The sequence below is a fragment of the Isoptericola sp. MSGPD8_1_ISO-PGPR-S23-394 genome, from assembly GCF_058072785.1.
The window spans coordinates 1,722,783-1,737,151 of the sequence record NZ_CM176517.1; the positions used below are offsets into that span (position 1 = coordinate 1,722,783).

The following is a 14,369-nucleotide window of genomic DNA, read 5'->3' on the forward strand; positions in this document are numbered from 1 at the left end:
AGGAGGGGCTACTTCCCGACGTCGGACCGTGCGGCCGAGCGGATCAGCTCGGACCGGTCCTTCTTGGCCACGTGGCCGTCGGCGACGAGGTCGTCGGCGGTCTCGCGGACGTGCGTCACGAACGCGCCGTGGTTCGCGTAGTCGGCCTCGGAGTCGATGAGGTCGTTGATGGTGCAGCCGTTGCCGACGTCGACGTTCGGCACCTGGGTGACGATGTCGCCGACGACGACGGTCGGCCGCTCGTCGGACGCGGGGCACGCGTCCGTGCCGTCGCGAGCAACCAGGAACGACACCGCGCCCTCGTCCGACGTGTTGCCGGCCGTGTCCACGGCCCGGAACCGCACCGTGTGCGAACCCGGGTCGCTGACCGTCACGGGGGACTCGTACGTCGCGAAGGCCCCGTCGTCGAGCGCGTACTCCACGGTCGCGACGCCGGAGTCGTCGTCGGTGGCGGTGACCGTCACGGTCGCCGAGCCGAGGTAGGCGCCCTCGGCGTCCTGCTCGCCGGTGACCTCGGCCGAGACCTCCGGGGGAGTGGTGTCCGTCGGCGCGTCGTCCTCGACGACGGTGACCGACACGGTGCCCGCCTCCGAGGTGTTGCCGGCCGCGTCGGTGGCACGGTAGCCGAGCGTGTGCTCACCCACCTGGTCGAGGACCACCGGGGCATCGTACGTGGTCCAGCCGGCGCCGTCGAGGTCGTACTCGACCGACTCCACGCCGGACTCCTCGTCCGTCGCGGTGAGCGTGACCGTCGCCGAGCCGAGGTAGGCGCCGTCGGCGTCCTGCTCCCCGGCGACGTCGGCGTTCACCTCCGGTGCGGTGGTGTCCTCGGCGGCCTGCTCGGCGACCGTGAACGTGGCCGAGCCGGGCGCGGAGGTGTTGCCGGCGCCGTCGGTCGCGCGGTACCGGACCGTGTGCTCGCCGATCTCGTCGACCACGACGGGCTCGGTGTACGCGGTCCAGCCGGCGCCGTCGAGGCCGTACTCGACGGACTCGACGCCGGTCGCGTCGTCGGTGGCGGTCAGGGTGAGGGTCGCCGAGCCGACGTAGGCGCCGTCGTCGTCGAGGTCACCGGTGACGGCCGAGGAGACCTCGGGCGCCGTGGTGTCCTCGACGGTGGGCTCGACCACGGTGAAGGTCACCGAGCCGGCTTCGGAGGTGTTGCCGGCCTCGTCGGTGGCGCGGTAGGCCACCGTGTGCTCGCCGGTCGTGGTGACGTCGAACGGGGCCGTGTACGCGGTCCAGCCGGCGCCGTCGAGGTCGTACTCGACCGACTCCACGCCGGAGTCGTCCGCCGCGGAGAGCGCCACCGAAGCGGCTCCGACGAAGGCGCCGTCGGCGTCGTGCTCGCCGGTGACCTCGGCCGTGACCGTCGGTGCCGTGGTGTCCGGAGCGACGACGGTGACGTGCAGCATCTGCGCCTGCGACGTGTTCCCGGCGCCGTCGGTCGCCCGGTAGCTCAGCATGTGCATGCCGGGCTCGGTCAGCACGACGGGCTCGGTGTAGTCGACGTACCCCGCGCCGTCGAGGTCGTACTCGACGGACTCGACGCCGGAGGCGTCGTCGGTGGCCGTGAGGGTGACGGTCGCGGAGCCGACGTACCCGCCGTCACCGTCGGGTTCCCCGTCGACCTGCGGTGTCACCACCGGTGGGACCGTGTCCTCGGCGGTCGCCTCGACCACCGTGAAGGTCACCGAGCCGGCTTCGGAGGTGTTGCCGGCCTCGTCGGTGGCGCGGTAGGCCACTGTGTGCTCGCCGGTCGTGGTGACGTCGAACGGTGCCGTGTAGTCGGTCCAGCCGGCGCCGTCGAGGTCGTACTCGACGGAGGCGACGCCCGACCCGGCGTCCTCGGCGGCCAGGGCCACCGTCGCCGACTCGATGTAGCTGCCGTCGACGTCCTGCTCACCCGTGACGTCGGCGGTCACGGTGGGTGCGGTCGTGTCCTCGTCACCGCCGCCGGTGACCACGAGCTCACCGACCATGGTGCCGTGGCCCGGGATCGCGCAGAAGTACCGGTAGGTGCCGGGCGTCAGGGTGACCTCGGCCTCGTGGCGCCCGCCGTTCGCGTCGAACGGGTTGGCGAGGATGTCCAGGGAGACGTCGTGGTTGTACCCGGGCGTCGTGGTGTCGAACGTCAGCGTGTGGCTCATGCCGATCGTGTTGCCCGCGTCGAGGCTGTTGTCGAAGACGATCGTGGCCGTACCCGCCGTCGCCGTCGCGGGCGCGGACGAGTACTCGGTGACGCTGTTGTTCGCGGTGAAGGTCAGCACCTGCTCGGCGAGCTGGTCGGCCGACTGCGTCGACTGCTGCGTCGACTGCTGGGTGGCGGAGCGCTCCGGCGCCGCCGTCGCGGTGCTGTTCTCTGCAGCGCTGGCGGGGCCGGGCACAAGCGTCATCGCGACGAGCGCGCCGGTGGCTGCGCCCGCAAGGAGGCGGCCACGCCGGCCGGCCTCGCGGACGGGGCGTCGCCGCTCTCGGGCGAGATCTGGGGGGTTCATCGGTTCTCCTTCGTCGGTCGGGAGGCGGCGGCGCGCGGCCGCCGGGCACGGCCCGGTGCGGGAGGCGGACCTCCCGCACCGGGCCAGGGCTGATGGCCTACAGGTCCATCACCCGGATGTTGCGGAACTCGATGAGGTCCGCGTCGCCGTGGTTCTGCAGGCCCAGGAACCCGCTGGCGAACTGACGCAGGTCGGTCGGCGGGTCACCTGCCCGCGACGACTCCGTCCCCGGTGAGTTGTCGAACTCGTTGATCACCACGCCGTTGCGGATGATCGTGTACTGCTGGCCGACCACGCGGATCTCGTAGTCGTTCCACACGCCCTTCTCGGTGACGCCGGCGTCCTCGAGCCCGACGGGGTCGAAGTTGTACACCGACCCGGTCTTCTGCGGCTCCCCCGAGGGGCCGTCGTAGATCTGGATCTCCTGGCCGCAGTAGATGGCGATCCACGCCTCCGCGTCGGTGAGCTGCCCGCACTCGGGGCGCTCCTCGCGCGGCTGCCGCGGGTCCGGGAAGCGGGTGAACACGCCGCTGTTGGCGAAGTGGTCACCCTCGGAGACGTCGCGGAACTGCAGCTTCACGGAGAAGTCGCCGAACTCCTCGGCCTCGTACCAGAACATGCCGAGTCCGCCGGAGGACCGCAGGGACCCGTCGGGCTGCAGCGCGAAGTCGCCACCCGGTGCCTGCCGCCAGCCGTCGAGCGAGGCAGCGGTGCCGTCGAACAGCCAGCGGTACCCCGTGGAGCCCTTCTTGCCGATGTCCGACCTCGCCGCGGTGCGGGTCAGCGCGCCCTTGTCCTTGCCGCTGATCACGCCGTCGGACTTGAGCTGGTTCGCCACGTCGTTCACGTGGTCCACGAACGCGCCGTGGTCGTCCCACTCGGCCTCGTCACGGAACAGGTCCGCGATCGTGCAGCCACCCAGGTCCTGGTTGGCCACGCCCGAGTCGCTCTCGCCGAACCACACCGTGTCCCGGTCGTCCGGGACCGCACAGGTGATCTCGACCGGCACGTCCACCGTGGTGGTCTCGCCGTCCGCGTAAGTCACGGTCAGCGTGGCGGCGTAGCTGCCGACGCGCTCGTAGGTGTGCCGCGGGTCGGCCTCGGTCGACGTGCTGCCGTCACCGAAGTCCCACTCGTAGGACACGCCACCCGACCGGCTGCCCGTGAAGGCGACCGTCAGGGGGTCGCTCTGCACGCTCGTCGCCGTCCCGGCGGGGACCGGGGTCGCCGGCCCGCCGGTGTAGCTGATCCGGACCAGCTTCTGGTTGGGGTGCAGGGAGAAGAACCCGCCCGCGTAGTCGACCATGTACAGCGCACCGTCCGGACCGAACTTCGCGTCCATCCAGCTCTGCACCTCGTCGCCGGCCCCACCCCCGGGGATGATCCGGCGCAGGTCCTCCGCGAAGACCGGGGGACCGGCCTCGTCCACCGTGTCCGGGTCGACCGTGAGAGCGATCCGGTTGCTGGAGTTCGACTGGTCGCCGAGGAACCACTTGCCGTCCCAGTGCTCCGGCCAGGCGACACCGCTGTCGGTGTCCACCTCGGACCGGTGGTAGGTCGGACCGTTCATGACCGCCTGGCCGCCGCCCCGCAGGAACGGCAGGGTGTACGTGGCCTCGTCCTCCGCGTACGACGGGATGCCGTCGTCACCGATCGGGAAGACCGGCCCGCCGCCGCTGGGGGAGTACCAGATCATGTTGTCGCGCACCGGCGGGATGTCGACCAGACCGGTGTTGTGCGGCGAGTTGTTCTGCGGGTCGTCGCAGTCGTACCAGCCGGTGAGGACGCTCGCGTCCTCGTTGCTCCGGTCACGGTACGGCTGGCGGTTGCCCATGCAGTACGGCCAGCCCTGATTGCCGGCCGACGTGATGATCGTGGCGGTCTCGTACTTCGCCGGTCCCAGCTCCGGGTCCGGAGAGAAGGCGTCCGGCCCCACCCAGGCGGCCGTGAGCCAGTCGTTCTGCGAGTCCCACGCCAGGCGCGAGATGTTGCGCACGCCCATCACGTAGATCTCCGGCTTGGTCTTGTCGGCCGGGTAGTCGCCCTCCGGGAAGAGGTTGCCCTCCGGGATCGTGTACGTCCCGTCCGGCTCCGGGTGGATCCGCAGGATCTTGCCGTTGTAGTCGTTCGTGTTGCCGGACGTGCGGCGCGCGTCCTGGAAGGAGATGCCGGCGAACTCCTGCGTCCAGTTGTTGCCGGAGTAGCCGCTCGACCCGCCGGAGGAGTTGTTGTCGCCGGAGCCGATGTAGAGGTTGCCCTCGTCGTCGAAGTCCATGCCGCCGCCGGCGTGGCAGCAGCTGTGGATCTGCGTCTCCCACGCCATGAGGTCGACGCGCGTGGCCTGGTCGATCGTCTGCTCGTCGGCGTCGTAGGTGAACCGCGAGACGGTCCGCTCGCCGACGCGGCGCTCGCGGTCGATCGACTCGTGGGGCATCCAGAAGGCGTAGACCCACCCGTTGTCGTCGAACTCGGGGTCGAGCGTCAGGCCCAGCAGGCCCTCCTCGTTCTTGACGAGCTCGCTGCCGCTGCCACGGTTGCCCATGACGTCGAGCGTGGTCAGCAGCGTGGGATCCCCTGTCTCCGGGTCCCACCGGTGGATGGTGCCGCAGCCCAGGCCCACGTCGGGGTCCTCCCACGGCACGATCGGGCCGCTCGGGCACGCGCCGCGACCGATGTAGAACACGCCGCCGTCCGGCGCGACCGTCACCCCGTGAGGCTCACCGATCTGGTCGAGCTCGCCGTCGGCGTTCTGCCCGGTCAGGCGCTCGACCTCGTAGTTCGAGCCGATCGTCGCCTGGCAGTCGCCGCGGACGGCTCCCGTCGTCCAGAGCAGCGCGCCGGCCAGGTGGCTGCGGAACTCGTCCTCGCCGTAGCTCTCCGCGGTGCCGCCCATGCCGGTGTAGAACGACCGGCCGCCGTCGTAGTCGTGGCACCACGAGACCGGGTGGAAGGCGCCGTTGGCCCCGTCACCGGGCTCGTAGTCCCACTCCTGGACCTGCGCGACGGTGTGCACCTCGCCGGCCGGGTTCGGGGCCCAGTTGAGCCACCGGTCCGAGCGGGTCAGCTCCAGGGGCAGCCCGTCGTTGGCCGGGTGCAGACGGTCCACCAGCTCGACCGTCGCCTCCTGCACCGGGATCTCCGGCTCGGGCTCGGTCTCGGTGGCCGCGTCGAAGATCTCGAGCTCGGCGAGCTGGGTGAGCCCGTCACCGGCGTTCTCGGTGATGTCGAGACGGTAGTGCTCGTACGTCCCGTCGGTGGTGATCTCGAAGTCGCGCGTGAGGAACCGGTCGGAGAAGTCCTCGTCGGTGCGGGTGTCGAGGTCGGTCCAGGACTCGCCGTCGTCGGAGCCCTGGAGGATCCAGCTCTGCGGGTCACGTCCGTCGAAGTCGTTGGCGGACGTGAGTGCGTAGCGCGAGGCCTCGACGGGTTCGGTCATCTCGAGGTCGATCTGCGCGGTCGGCTCGAACGCCAGCCACTTGGTGCTCGAGTCGCCGTCGACCAGGTTGGCGGCGACCTCGTTGGGCGGGTTCTCGGCGCTGGCGGTGACGCCGGCGACGTCTGCCGGGTCCGGCAGGTTGCCCACCGGCCGGGTGCCGATCAGGCCGGTGAACCACTGCGACCGCTCCTGGGCACGGGCGCCGTCGCGGACGCCGAGGAACCCGCCGCCGGCTTGGACGTACGCCTGAAGCGCCGCCTCCTGATCGGTGTCGAACTCGGTGCCCTCGGCGGACAGGAACACCACGCCGCGATACTGCGTCAGGTGGTCGACCGTGAAGTCGGCGGGGTCGGAGGTCACCTCGACGTCGAAGCCGTGCTCCGCGGCGAGCTCGCCGATCGCTTCCGAGGCGACCCCGACCGGGTCGACCTGTTCGTCCGGCGCACCGTGGAAGACCAGCACCCGCCGGTCCGAGGTGATCGTGCCGGCGGCGTCGAGGCCCGCGGCTCGTGCCGAGGGCTGGGACCGGTCGGCGGAGTCCTCCGCGGCGGGTGCCGGGGAGGGTGGGGCCGAGGCGGCCGTGCCGGGCACGACGGTCAGCCCGACCAGGAGGGCCGCGGTGCCCGTCACGGCCACCGCTCTGCGCGTGCGGAGGGCCGTCGTGGGCCCGCGGTGGAGGGTTCGCTCTCGTGAAGTCCGTTCCATCACTGCTCCTTTGCTCGTGATCGACGGTCGTCGTCGGGTCGTGCCCGGGACGGGACAACCGTCGTCCGGTGACGCGGTCTGCTGACTTCTCAGTGGCCTCCTCCGCCGTGCTGGTGGTAGCGGTCCAGCGCGTTCTGCGCCCCGTCGGGCATGCTGCCGTCGGCGTTGCGGACGAGGAACACGCCGGCCATGCCGCCGTCCGAGTGGAACTGGACGTGGCAGTGGTACATCCAGGCGCCCGGGCCGACGCCGGCTCCGGCGACGACCTGGAACCCGAACGAGTCGCCCGGGTTGAGGTCCCGGTTGTCGATGACCTGGCTGGGGTCCTTCGGGCCCTCGAGGTAGCCGGTGCGGTTGTTCGCCCAGCGGTGCGCATGGACGTGGAACGTGTGGTACATGTCGCCGTGCCCGATGGCGATGAACTCGACCCGTTCGCCCAGGTTGGCCTCGAGGACGGGGACGTCGGGCGCCGACCGGTTGTTGATCGTCATGTCGTTGAAGACCACCGTGTGCTGCCGGTCCGGCAGCACGTCGCCCTTGCGTCGCACGACGAGCGCGCCGTAGAGGCCCTTGCGGACGCCCTCGGTCCCGTGCGCCGTCCCGAGCGCATGGTCGTGGTAGTGCCAGTAGCCGGCGCTGCCGGGCATCCAGAGCCCACCCGGCCCCTTGGACGGCGCCTGGGTGCTCCAGGTGTAGGTGCGGGTCTCGCCCGGTGCGGTGACCGAGTCGTTCATGGGGCTGCCGTCGGACTCGACGGTGTAGTTGACCCCGTGGGGGTGGATCGACAGGGTCCGGTCCGTGGTGTTGACCAGCTCGATCTCGAGGGTGTCGCCCTCCCACATCTCGAGCACCGGGCCGGGGATGGAGGCTTCGCCGGGGGCCAGTCCGTAGCCGTACTGGCCGCCGGGCAGCTCCTCGGCGTACATCGTGATCCGCCGGGTCTCGCCCTGGGCGCCGCCGGGGCGTGGCGCGGCCTCGGCGGCCCCAGCGGCGCCGACCGTGAGGGCGGCCGCCGCGGGAGCGACCAGGCCGGCGGTGAGCATCGAGCGCCGGGAGAGGCCCTGTGGCCTGCTGACAGCGCTGTCGGTGAGGGACATCGATTCTCCGTTCGACGACGTCGGGCGGGCCGAGCACCCCGGCCCGCCCGAGAGGTCAGTAGGTCAGGTGGGTGAGGTACTCGAAGCTGTCCTGGGCGAACTCCCGCCCGTCCGGAGCGATGTCGTACTCGACGGTGTAGTACCGCACGTTGCCGTGAGCCGCCTCGAGGATCGGCTCCCAGTCGAGCTCGCCCTCGCCGACGTCCGCGAAGGTCGCCCGGGCGTCGCCGTTGAGGAACCCGTCCTTGACGTGGAGCAGCTCGATGCGGTCGCCGTACTCCTCGAGGAGCTGGACGACGTCGACGCCGGCGTCGTACGCCCACAGGACGTCGACCTCGAAGGTGACGTAGCGCGGGTCCGTGTGGTCGGCGATGATCTCCCACGCCGACTTCTCCTCGCCCGTGACGGGATCGGCGTAGACGGTGGTGAACTCCTGCTGGTGGTTGTGACCGAAGATCTTGTGCAGCCCCTGCTTCGAGGCCGCCTCGCCGAGGCGGTTCAGGGTGGCAGCGGTGGCGAGGGTGTCCTCGTAGCTGCCGATGCCGGGCGCGGCGAAGCCGCCGGAGCCGACGTAGTGCTGGCCGATGGTCTTGGAGTAGGCGAGCGTCTCGTCCCAGGTGGCCTCGTTCGTGCTGTTGTGCGACGCCGACACCTTCAGCCCGTGCTTCTTGACCAGCGCGCGGAACTCCTCGGCGGTGTATCCCGCGAAGTTGCCGCCGAAGGGCTCGATGTTCTGGTAACCCATGTCGGCCAGCTCTCCGAGCACGGAGTCGAGCCCGTCCTGCGCGACCCAGGGGATGAGGCTGAACATCTGGATGGAGATCTTGCTGGCCGGCACCGTCCGTCCCGCGTCGTCCGGCGGGGCCGCGGCGGCGCTGCCCGCCGCCGAGAGGGCGAGCGCCAGCCCGGCGGCCGTGGCGGCGGCCGGGCGGAGCCTGCGGCCGACAGAGGGTGCCTTCGACATCGTCGTCTTCCCTTCGCGCGTGCGACGCACCGTCGGCGTTGGCGGTGCGGTGCAGGGCGGCAGTGACGCACGCCACAGCACGACTGCGACACTAGGAGGACTTCTGTCGACTGTCAACCAAAAGATGCGCGGAGAGCGGCATCTTTGACGACGGAAAGGGTGTCTAGAGGCAACTATCGCGCGGGTCGTGCCCCCGCCGAGCTGCTCGCCGGATCAGTCGTCGGAATGCTCGCGGTGACGTGGTCCACGACGGCCGTCAGGACCCCCGGGTCGTCCAGCAGACGGTTGTGGCCGAGTCCGTCGACGAGCAGCAGCTCGCTGCCGGGGTGCGCCGCGTGCAGCAGCCGGGCGTTGTCGGGGTCGTTCATCGAGTCAGGGGTGCTCTGCACGAACAGGGTGGGCACGCGGGCGGGCACCGGGTGCCGCGTCAGGTCGAGGGTCGTCCGCGGATCCGTCACGCCGCGGAACATCACGCTCCCGGCGCGGGAGGCCAGCCGGTCGTGCAGGCGAGCCGGCAGCCCGGACTGCCGGACGAAGGAGCCGATGACGGACTCGAAACCGGTCGGAGCGGCGACGGAGACGAACCGGTCGGCCGCCAGGCCGTCCCGCAGCGCGAGGGCGGCGGCCGTCGCGCCGAGGGAGTGCCCGACGACGGCGACCGCCGGGCCGGTCCGTTCCTGCACGGCTCGCATGGCGGCGGCGTGCTGGACGGCCTGGGTGCGTCTCCCGGTGGAGCCGCCGTGCGCGACGCCGTCGAAGGCCACCGGCTGCAGACCGGCGGCCTCGAGTGCCTCGACCAGGCGGGCGAAGCGGGAGGCGCGCAGCTGCCAGCCGTGGGCGAGGAGTACCGGGGCAGCGGAGGGCGAGCCCCAGGCGTAGGTGGCGACGTGCTCGCCGTCCACGTGGACGACGTCGCGGCGCGCGGCGTCGTGCACCGCCTGGTCGGCAGGTCGGATGCGGGCGGGCGGGCCGACGCGTCGCATGGCGAGGACGCCGAGCTCGACGGCGAGTGGCGGGGCAAGGGTGCCCAGCACCCGGAAGCCGGCGCGGACGGGGCGGGGGACGAGGGGCACGGGAACCTCCGGGAGCGACTATAACTGTACGACCGTTCGCACAGTATCATCGTGCGAACGGTCGTACAATCAGTGCCATGACGTCGACCGACCGGCTCGCAGCGCCCGACGGCCGCCGCGCCCGGGGGGACCGATCTCGCCGGGCCGTCCTCGACCAGGCCGTGCAGGTCGCGTCCGTCGAAGGGCTCGCGGGCCTGACCTTCGGGTCCCTCGCCGCCGCGGCTCCGGTCAACAAGAGCGGGATCGCCGGGCTGTTCGGCTCCAAGGAGGGGTTGCAGCTCGCGGTGATCGACCATGCGCGGAGCGTGTTCGTCGACGAGGTGGTGGTCCCGGCGCGTGTCGCGGATCCCGGGCTGCCCCGGTTGTGGGCGCTCGTCGGGTCCTGGACTTCCTACTCGCGCTCCCGCGTGTTCGCCGGCGGTTGCTTCTTCCGTGCGGCCGAGGTCGAGATCGACGGGCGTGACCCCGGCCCGGTCCGGGACGCCGTTGTGGCGGTGCAGGAGCAGTGGGACGGCTACCTGGCCCACCATGCCCGCCTCGCCACGACGGCCGGTCAGCTCGCCGCGGGGACCGACGCCGTGCAGGTCGCCTTCGAGGTCAACGCCCTGCTGGGCGCCGCCAACGACCGCTCCCTGCTGTTCGCCGACGATGCGGTGTACGAGCGGGCGAGCACGGCGATCCGCGCCGTGCTGCTCGTGCGCGAGGCCGACCCTGCTCTGCTCGTCTGAGGAGCAGGGCAACCGGCGCGCTCAGGCGAACCCGAACACCGGGGGGAAGGGGACCACGACGACCGCGGCCCAGACCGCGTAGACCGGCAGGTAGTCGGTCTGCCACGCCTCCAGGGAGCCGAAGCCCCGCCGTCGGCGGCAGAACCCCACCAGCAACCAGCCGGTGCGCACCAGGTGCACCAGCAGGAGCAGGTTCAGCCCGAGCGCCGCGATCTTGTTGGGGCTGGCGCCGAACTCCGCGATGCGGCTGAGCATCGCCGTCAGGGCGACCGCGTCGACGGCGAGCGCGGCGGTCACCATCGCGAGCTGCAGCCCGTCGAAGAGGCCGGGCCGGGTCAGGGGGTCACGCGCCGAGATCGAGTACAGCAGCAGCGCGAGCACGAGGATCAGCACCGCGTCGAGCAGGATGAGCAGCTCCCGGTCGACGGTGGTCAGGCCGCCGGCTGAGACGAGGACGACGAACGACACCACCAGCATCACGGTGGTCAGCGGGGTGAAGATCCGCGTCAGCACGGGCGCGATGTTCTCCACGACCTCCTGCTTCGCCTCGACGAGCCACGCGGCCACGAGGAGCGCGCCGGGCATGCCGAAGGGCAGGAGCCATCGCTCCAGGGTGGGCTCGAGGTCCACCCCGACCAGGCCGAGCAACCCGAAGGTCAGCCCGACGAGCACCCCGCTGCCGAGCGCGATGAGCGCGAGGTAGATCCCCAGCTCGCCGGTGAAGCGGACGAAGTCCATGCGGCGGTCGGCGGACCGCCAGCGTCCGCCCATGTAGGCCAGTCCGACCAGCGACCAGAGCACGACCGGTGCATGGACGGCCGCCAGAGCGGCCGTCGAGCCGGCCGGTTCGAACGGGTAGGCGTTCAGCACGACGCCGAGCGCGACGAAAGCCGTGCCCAGCGCGCCGAGCGTGCGTCCGGTGAGGCGCCGCTTCCAGGCGAGGTAGCCGGCGAGGAACGGTGCCACGAGCAGTCCCACGTTGCGCAGCAGCACCGTCTCGGCCCAGAAGGTCGTCCCGAGCTTGACCGCCACCCCGGCGCCGACGGCGAGCGTGAGCACGACGAGGAGCTCGCGGCGCCCGGTCGCCGAGCCGTCGCCGTCCGGGGCGTCGGGCACGAGCACCAGCTGCTTCCACAGCCGCTCGGAGTGCTCGCGGGCGAACTCGCGGGAGACGGAGTCCAGGCGGCCCAGGCGCTTGACGGCGACGAGGAACGCCTCGTCGTCGTCGAGGCCGGTGGCTGTGAGGTCGGTGACCCGCTCGCGCAGGTGGTCCTCCATCTCGTCCACGTCCGCCGGGGCGATGGCGCGGTGCCGGTGGACGTAGTCGCGCCAGCGGGCGATCTGGGTCTCGAGGCTGGTGGCGGTGTCCATCAGGCGAGCCCTCCGGCCGTGGCGGGGCCGCCCGGCAGTGGGCGTGCGACGGCCTGCCACGCCTGGGTCAGCGCGGCGCTGACGACGTCCCACTGTGCTCGTCGTTCGGCCAGCGCCTCCCGGCCCGCCGGGGTGATGGCGTAGTGCTTGCGCCGGCGTCCCGCGGGGGACCGGCCCCAGCTCGCGTCGATGAGGCCGTTGCGCTCCAGGCGGTGCAGCAGGGGGTAGAGCATCCCGTCCGTCCACTCCATGTGGCCGCCGGAGAGGTCGGCGACGCGCTTGGCGATCGCGTACCCGTAGGACTCGCCGTCGGCGAGGATGCCGAGCACGAGCGGTGTCGCGGAGGCTGCGACGAGGTCCTTGTCGATGTGCATGGGTCTCCATCCCTCGATCTGCTAGGCATTAAACCCTCGCAGATCTAGGGGTGGCAAGCCGCCTGCGTCAGGCTCCGCCCTCCCGGGCGCGCAGGCCGTAGGTGCCGGCCGTCAGAGTGCGGTAGGAGTCCGCGACGATGCGCTCCAGCACGGCCAGGTCGACCTGCTCGAGATCCTTGAGGTAGAGGCAGCCCACCCCGTGCTGGTGCGGACCCAACCGGTCGAGGTCCGCCCGGTGGGCCTCGATGCCGTCCATGAGGTAGATCACCGTGCGTGCCTTGCGGGGTGCGAACCCTGCGGCCACCGCGTCCCCGGAGCGGCCCGAGGCGTACTCGTAGTGGTACCGCCCGAAGCCGATGATGCTCCCGTCGCAGTGCGGAGCCTGCCCGGTCGCACGGGAAATGAGGCCCAGCAGCGTCTCGGCGTCGCGGCGCCGGACCGGGTGCTCGACGGCGTCGACGAGCTCGCGGACGTCCTGCGGTACCTCTGGTCCCGTCATGGGACCAGTCTGGCTGGTCAGGTGTCGTCGAGCACCCGGGCCAGCGACTCCTCGCCCATGCGGCGCACCCACGCGTTCTCCGGACCGGACTCGAGCATCGACGTCGACATGTTCAGCGCCCAGCCGCGGGCACGGAGCCACACGGGGTCGTCCTGCGGGTAGCGGTCCGCCAGGGCGTCGCGGTACGCCGCGCGGCCCGCGGCGTCGAGCACGAGCCACGCGGCGGCCAGGTCCGTGGCGGGGTCGCCGGAGGTCATGTCGCCGAAGTCGACGACGGCGGCCAGCGCGTCCCGCTCGCCGCCCGTGCCGGCGTCGGTCAGCACGAGGTTGCCCGGGTGCGGGTCGCCGTGGATCCACACCGGCGGCCCGCCCCTGGGCGGTGCGTCGACCAGGCGGGCCCACAGCGCGAGCACCTGCTCGCCGTCGGGGACCACGCCGCGCTCGACACGGTCCCGCAGCGCCGCGTCGCGCGTGGGCAGCGCGACGCCGCGGACCGGGTTGACCGGCGCGTCCGGCGGCGCGGGGACATGGAGCGCGCGGTGGAAGGCGGCGAGCGGTCGGGCGATCCGGCGTCGCCGTCCGACCGGGACGTCTGCCCCGCGCACGCCGGCGATCCACGGCACCACGGACCACGACCAGGGGTAGTCCAGGGCAGGGCTCGGGCGGCCGACCCGGACGGCGACGGGCACCATGACCGGCAGGCGCGGAGCCAGCACCGGCAGCCAGTGCTGCTCGTGCTCCACGAGGTGCGCGGCGACCTCGCGGCACGGCACGCGGACGGCCAGGTCCTCTCCGAGCCGCAGCATGACGTTGTCCCAGCCGTTGGCCACGACGCGCAGCGTCCGGTCCGCCAGGTCCGGGTGCTGCTCGACGAGCAGGCCGCGCACCAGGTCGACGGTGACGTCCAGGTCTGCCTTCATCGGTGGTCGCTCACGCGTCGAGGTCCAGCTCGCGGGCACGGTCCCAGTCCTCGGTCCAGCCGAGGTGGTCGAACAGGGCGTCGAGGATGCCGGCGGTGAACCCCCAGACGAGGTGCTCCGCGTCGCCGTCGTCCACCAGGAACCCCGGGCCGCGCCATTGGCGTCCTCCGCGGCGCAGCACGGTGGTCACCCGGTTCGAGGCGTCCAGCAGGTCGGCCACCGGAGCCCGGAAGACGTGCGCGGACTCGCCCGGGTCGACGACGCCGACGGCGGACTGCCGCGACCACCACGCGAGCACCGGGGTGACCACGTGGTTGCTCACCGGCATCGGCAGGGACTCCAGGGTGCCGAGCACCTCGACGCCGGCGGTGTCCACCCCGGTCTCCTCGGTGGCCTCGCGCAGCGCCGCCTCGACGACGCCCTCGTCCGGCTCGACGCGACCGCCCGGGAACGCCACCTGGCCCGCGTGCGAGCGCAGCGTCGCCGCCCGTGCCAGCAGCAGGACGTCCAGGTCGCGGTGCACGGCCAAGGCCTGCGCGTCGTGGTCGGCCGCGAGGGCGTCGAGCACGCCGAACAGGACCAGCACGGCGGCAGGGCGGGCGGCCGACAGGTCGATCTCGCCCTGGGCATGACGCCAGGGTCCGGCGAAGGACCCGTCGTCGGCCAGCGCGGCGAGTTGCTCGCGCGCGGTGGGGGCGCTCACG

Annotated in this window: 11 protein-coding genes; 1 reads left to right on the plus strand and 10 read right to left on the minus strand. The window is 72.0% G+C overall.

Annotation, left to right across the window (positions count from 1 at the left end):
• Positions 1-8 precede the first annotated feature (8 nt).
• From AC3RJ8_RS07710 to AC3RJ8_RS07730, 5 genes are all read right to left on the minus strand, one after another.
• A complete protein-coding gene (locus AC3RJ8_RS07710) occupies positions 9-2,498 on the minus strand; it encodes an OmpL47-type beta-barrel domain-containing protein (protein WP_489715315.1) in 2,490 nt (829 codons plus the stop codon).
• Between the two features lie 97 nt (positions 2,499-2,595).
• Positions 2,596-6,564 carry a ThuA domain-containing protein gene (locus tag AC3RJ8_RS07715; RefSeq protein WP_489715316.1) on the minus strand — a complete coding sequence of 1,323 codons (3,969 nt, stop codon included), beginning with the start codon at positions 6,562-6,564 and terminating at the stop codon, positions 2,596-2,598.
• A 164-nt stretch (positions 6,565-6,728) separates the two neighbouring features.
• Complete coding sequence (locus tag AC3RJ8_RS07720) at positions 6,729-7,736, minus strand: multicopper oxidase domain-containing protein (RefSeq protein ID WP_489715317.1); 1,008 nt, start codon at positions 7,734-7,736, stop codon at positions 6,729-6,731.
• 55 nt (positions 7,737-7,791) lie between these two features.
• Positions 7,792-8,700: a sugar phosphate isomerase/epimerase family protein gene (locus AC3RJ8_RS07725; protein WP_489715318.1), complete on the minus strand. Its 909-nt coding sequence runs from the start codon at positions 8,698-8,700 to the stop codon at positions 7,792-7,794.
• Positions 8,701-8,873: 173 nt separating this feature from the next.
• The gene (locus tag AC3RJ8_RS07730) at positions 8,874-9,773 is read right to left on the minus strand and encodes an alpha/beta fold hydrolase (protein WP_489715319.1); all 900 of its coding nucleotides are present in this window, start codon (positions 9,771-9,773) and stop codon (positions 8,874-8,876) included.
• 77 nt (positions 9,774-9,850) lie between these two features.
• On the opposite strand from AC3RJ8_RS07730, the gene AC3RJ8_RS07735 reads away from it, so the two are divergent.
• A complete protein-coding gene (locus AC3RJ8_RS07735; protein WP_489715320.1) occupies positions 9,851-10,501 on the plus strand; it encodes a TetR/AcrR family transcriptional regulator in 651 nt (216 codons plus the stop codon).
• A 21-nt stretch (positions 10,502-10,522) separates the two neighbouring features.
• Here the strand turns inward: AC3RJ8_RS07735 and AC3RJ8_RS07740 are convergent, their stop codons facing one another.
• The 5 genes from AC3RJ8_RS07740 to AC3RJ8_RS07760 form a co-directional block, all read right to left on the minus strand.
• Positions 10,523-11,872, minus strand: a complete 1,350-nt coding sequence (locus AC3RJ8_RS07740; RefSeq protein ID WP_489715321.1) for a permease prefix domain 1-containing protein — start codon at positions 11,870-11,872, stop codon at positions 10,523-10,525.
• On the minus strand, positions 11,872-12,246 hold the full coding sequence (locus tag AC3RJ8_RS07745) for a PadR family transcriptional regulator (protein WP_489715322.1): 375 nt from the start codon (positions 12,244-12,246) through the stop codon (positions 11,872-11,874). The genes AC3RJ8_RS07740 and AC3RJ8_RS07745 overlap by 1 nt, the downstream gene beginning before the upstream one ends.
• A 67-nt stretch (positions 12,247-12,313) precedes the next feature.
• Positions 12,314-12,745, minus strand: coding sequence for a DUF1801 domain-containing protein (locus AC3RJ8_RS07750; RefSeq protein WP_489715323.1), 432 nt, complete (start codon positions 12,743-12,745; stop codon positions 12,314-12,316).
• 17 nt (positions 12,746-12,762) lie between these two features.
• A complete protein-coding gene (locus AC3RJ8_RS07755) occupies positions 12,763-13,665 on the minus strand; it encodes an aminoglycoside phosphotransferase family protein (RefSeq protein ID WP_489715324.1) in 903 nt (300 codons plus the stop codon).
• 10 nt (positions 13,666-13,675) lie between these two features.
• Entirely contained in the window at positions 13,676-14,368 is a 693-nt protein-coding gene (locus tag AC3RJ8_RS07760) for an NUDIX hydrolase (protein WP_489715325.1), read from the minus strand.
• Position 14,369: the final 1 nt, after the last annotated feature.

Excerpts from the sequence above, each read along its gene's own strand:
- AC3RJ8_RS07750 (WP_489715323.1), bottom strand. The coding sequence starts at position 12,745 with ATGACGGGACCAGAGGTACCGCAGGACGTCCGCGAGCTCGTCGACGCC.
- AC3RJ8_RS07740 (WP_489715321.1), bottom strand. The coding sequence starts at position 11,872 with ATGGACACCGCCACCAGCCTCGAGACCCAGATCGCCCGCTGGCGCGAC.
- AC3RJ8_RS07735 (WP_489715320.1), top strand. The coding sequence starts at position 9,851 with ATGACGTCGACCGACCGGCTCGCAGCGCCCGACGGCCGCCGCGCCCGG.
- AC3RJ8_RS07745 (WP_489715322.1), bottom strand. The coding sequence starts at position 12,246 with ATGCACATCGACAAGGACCTCGTCGCAGCCTCCGCGACACCGCTCGTG.
- AC3RJ8_RS07720 (WP_489715317.1), bottom strand. The coding sequence starts at position 7,736 with ATGTCCCTCACCGACAGCGCTGTCAGCAGGCCACAGGGCCTCTCCCGG.
- AC3RJ8_RS07755 (WP_489715324.1), bottom strand. The coding sequence starts at position 13,665 with ATGAAGGCAGACCTGGACGTCACCGTCGACCTGGTGCGCGGCCTGCTC.
- AC3RJ8_RS07725 (WP_489715318.1), bottom strand. The coding sequence starts at position 8,700 with ATGTCGAAGGCACCCTCTGTCGGCCGCAGGCTCCGCCCGGCCGCCGCC.
- AC3RJ8_RS07710 (WP_489715315.1), bottom strand. The coding sequence starts at position 2,498 with ATGAACCCCCCAGATCTCGCCCGAGAGCGGCGACGCCCCGTCCGCGAG.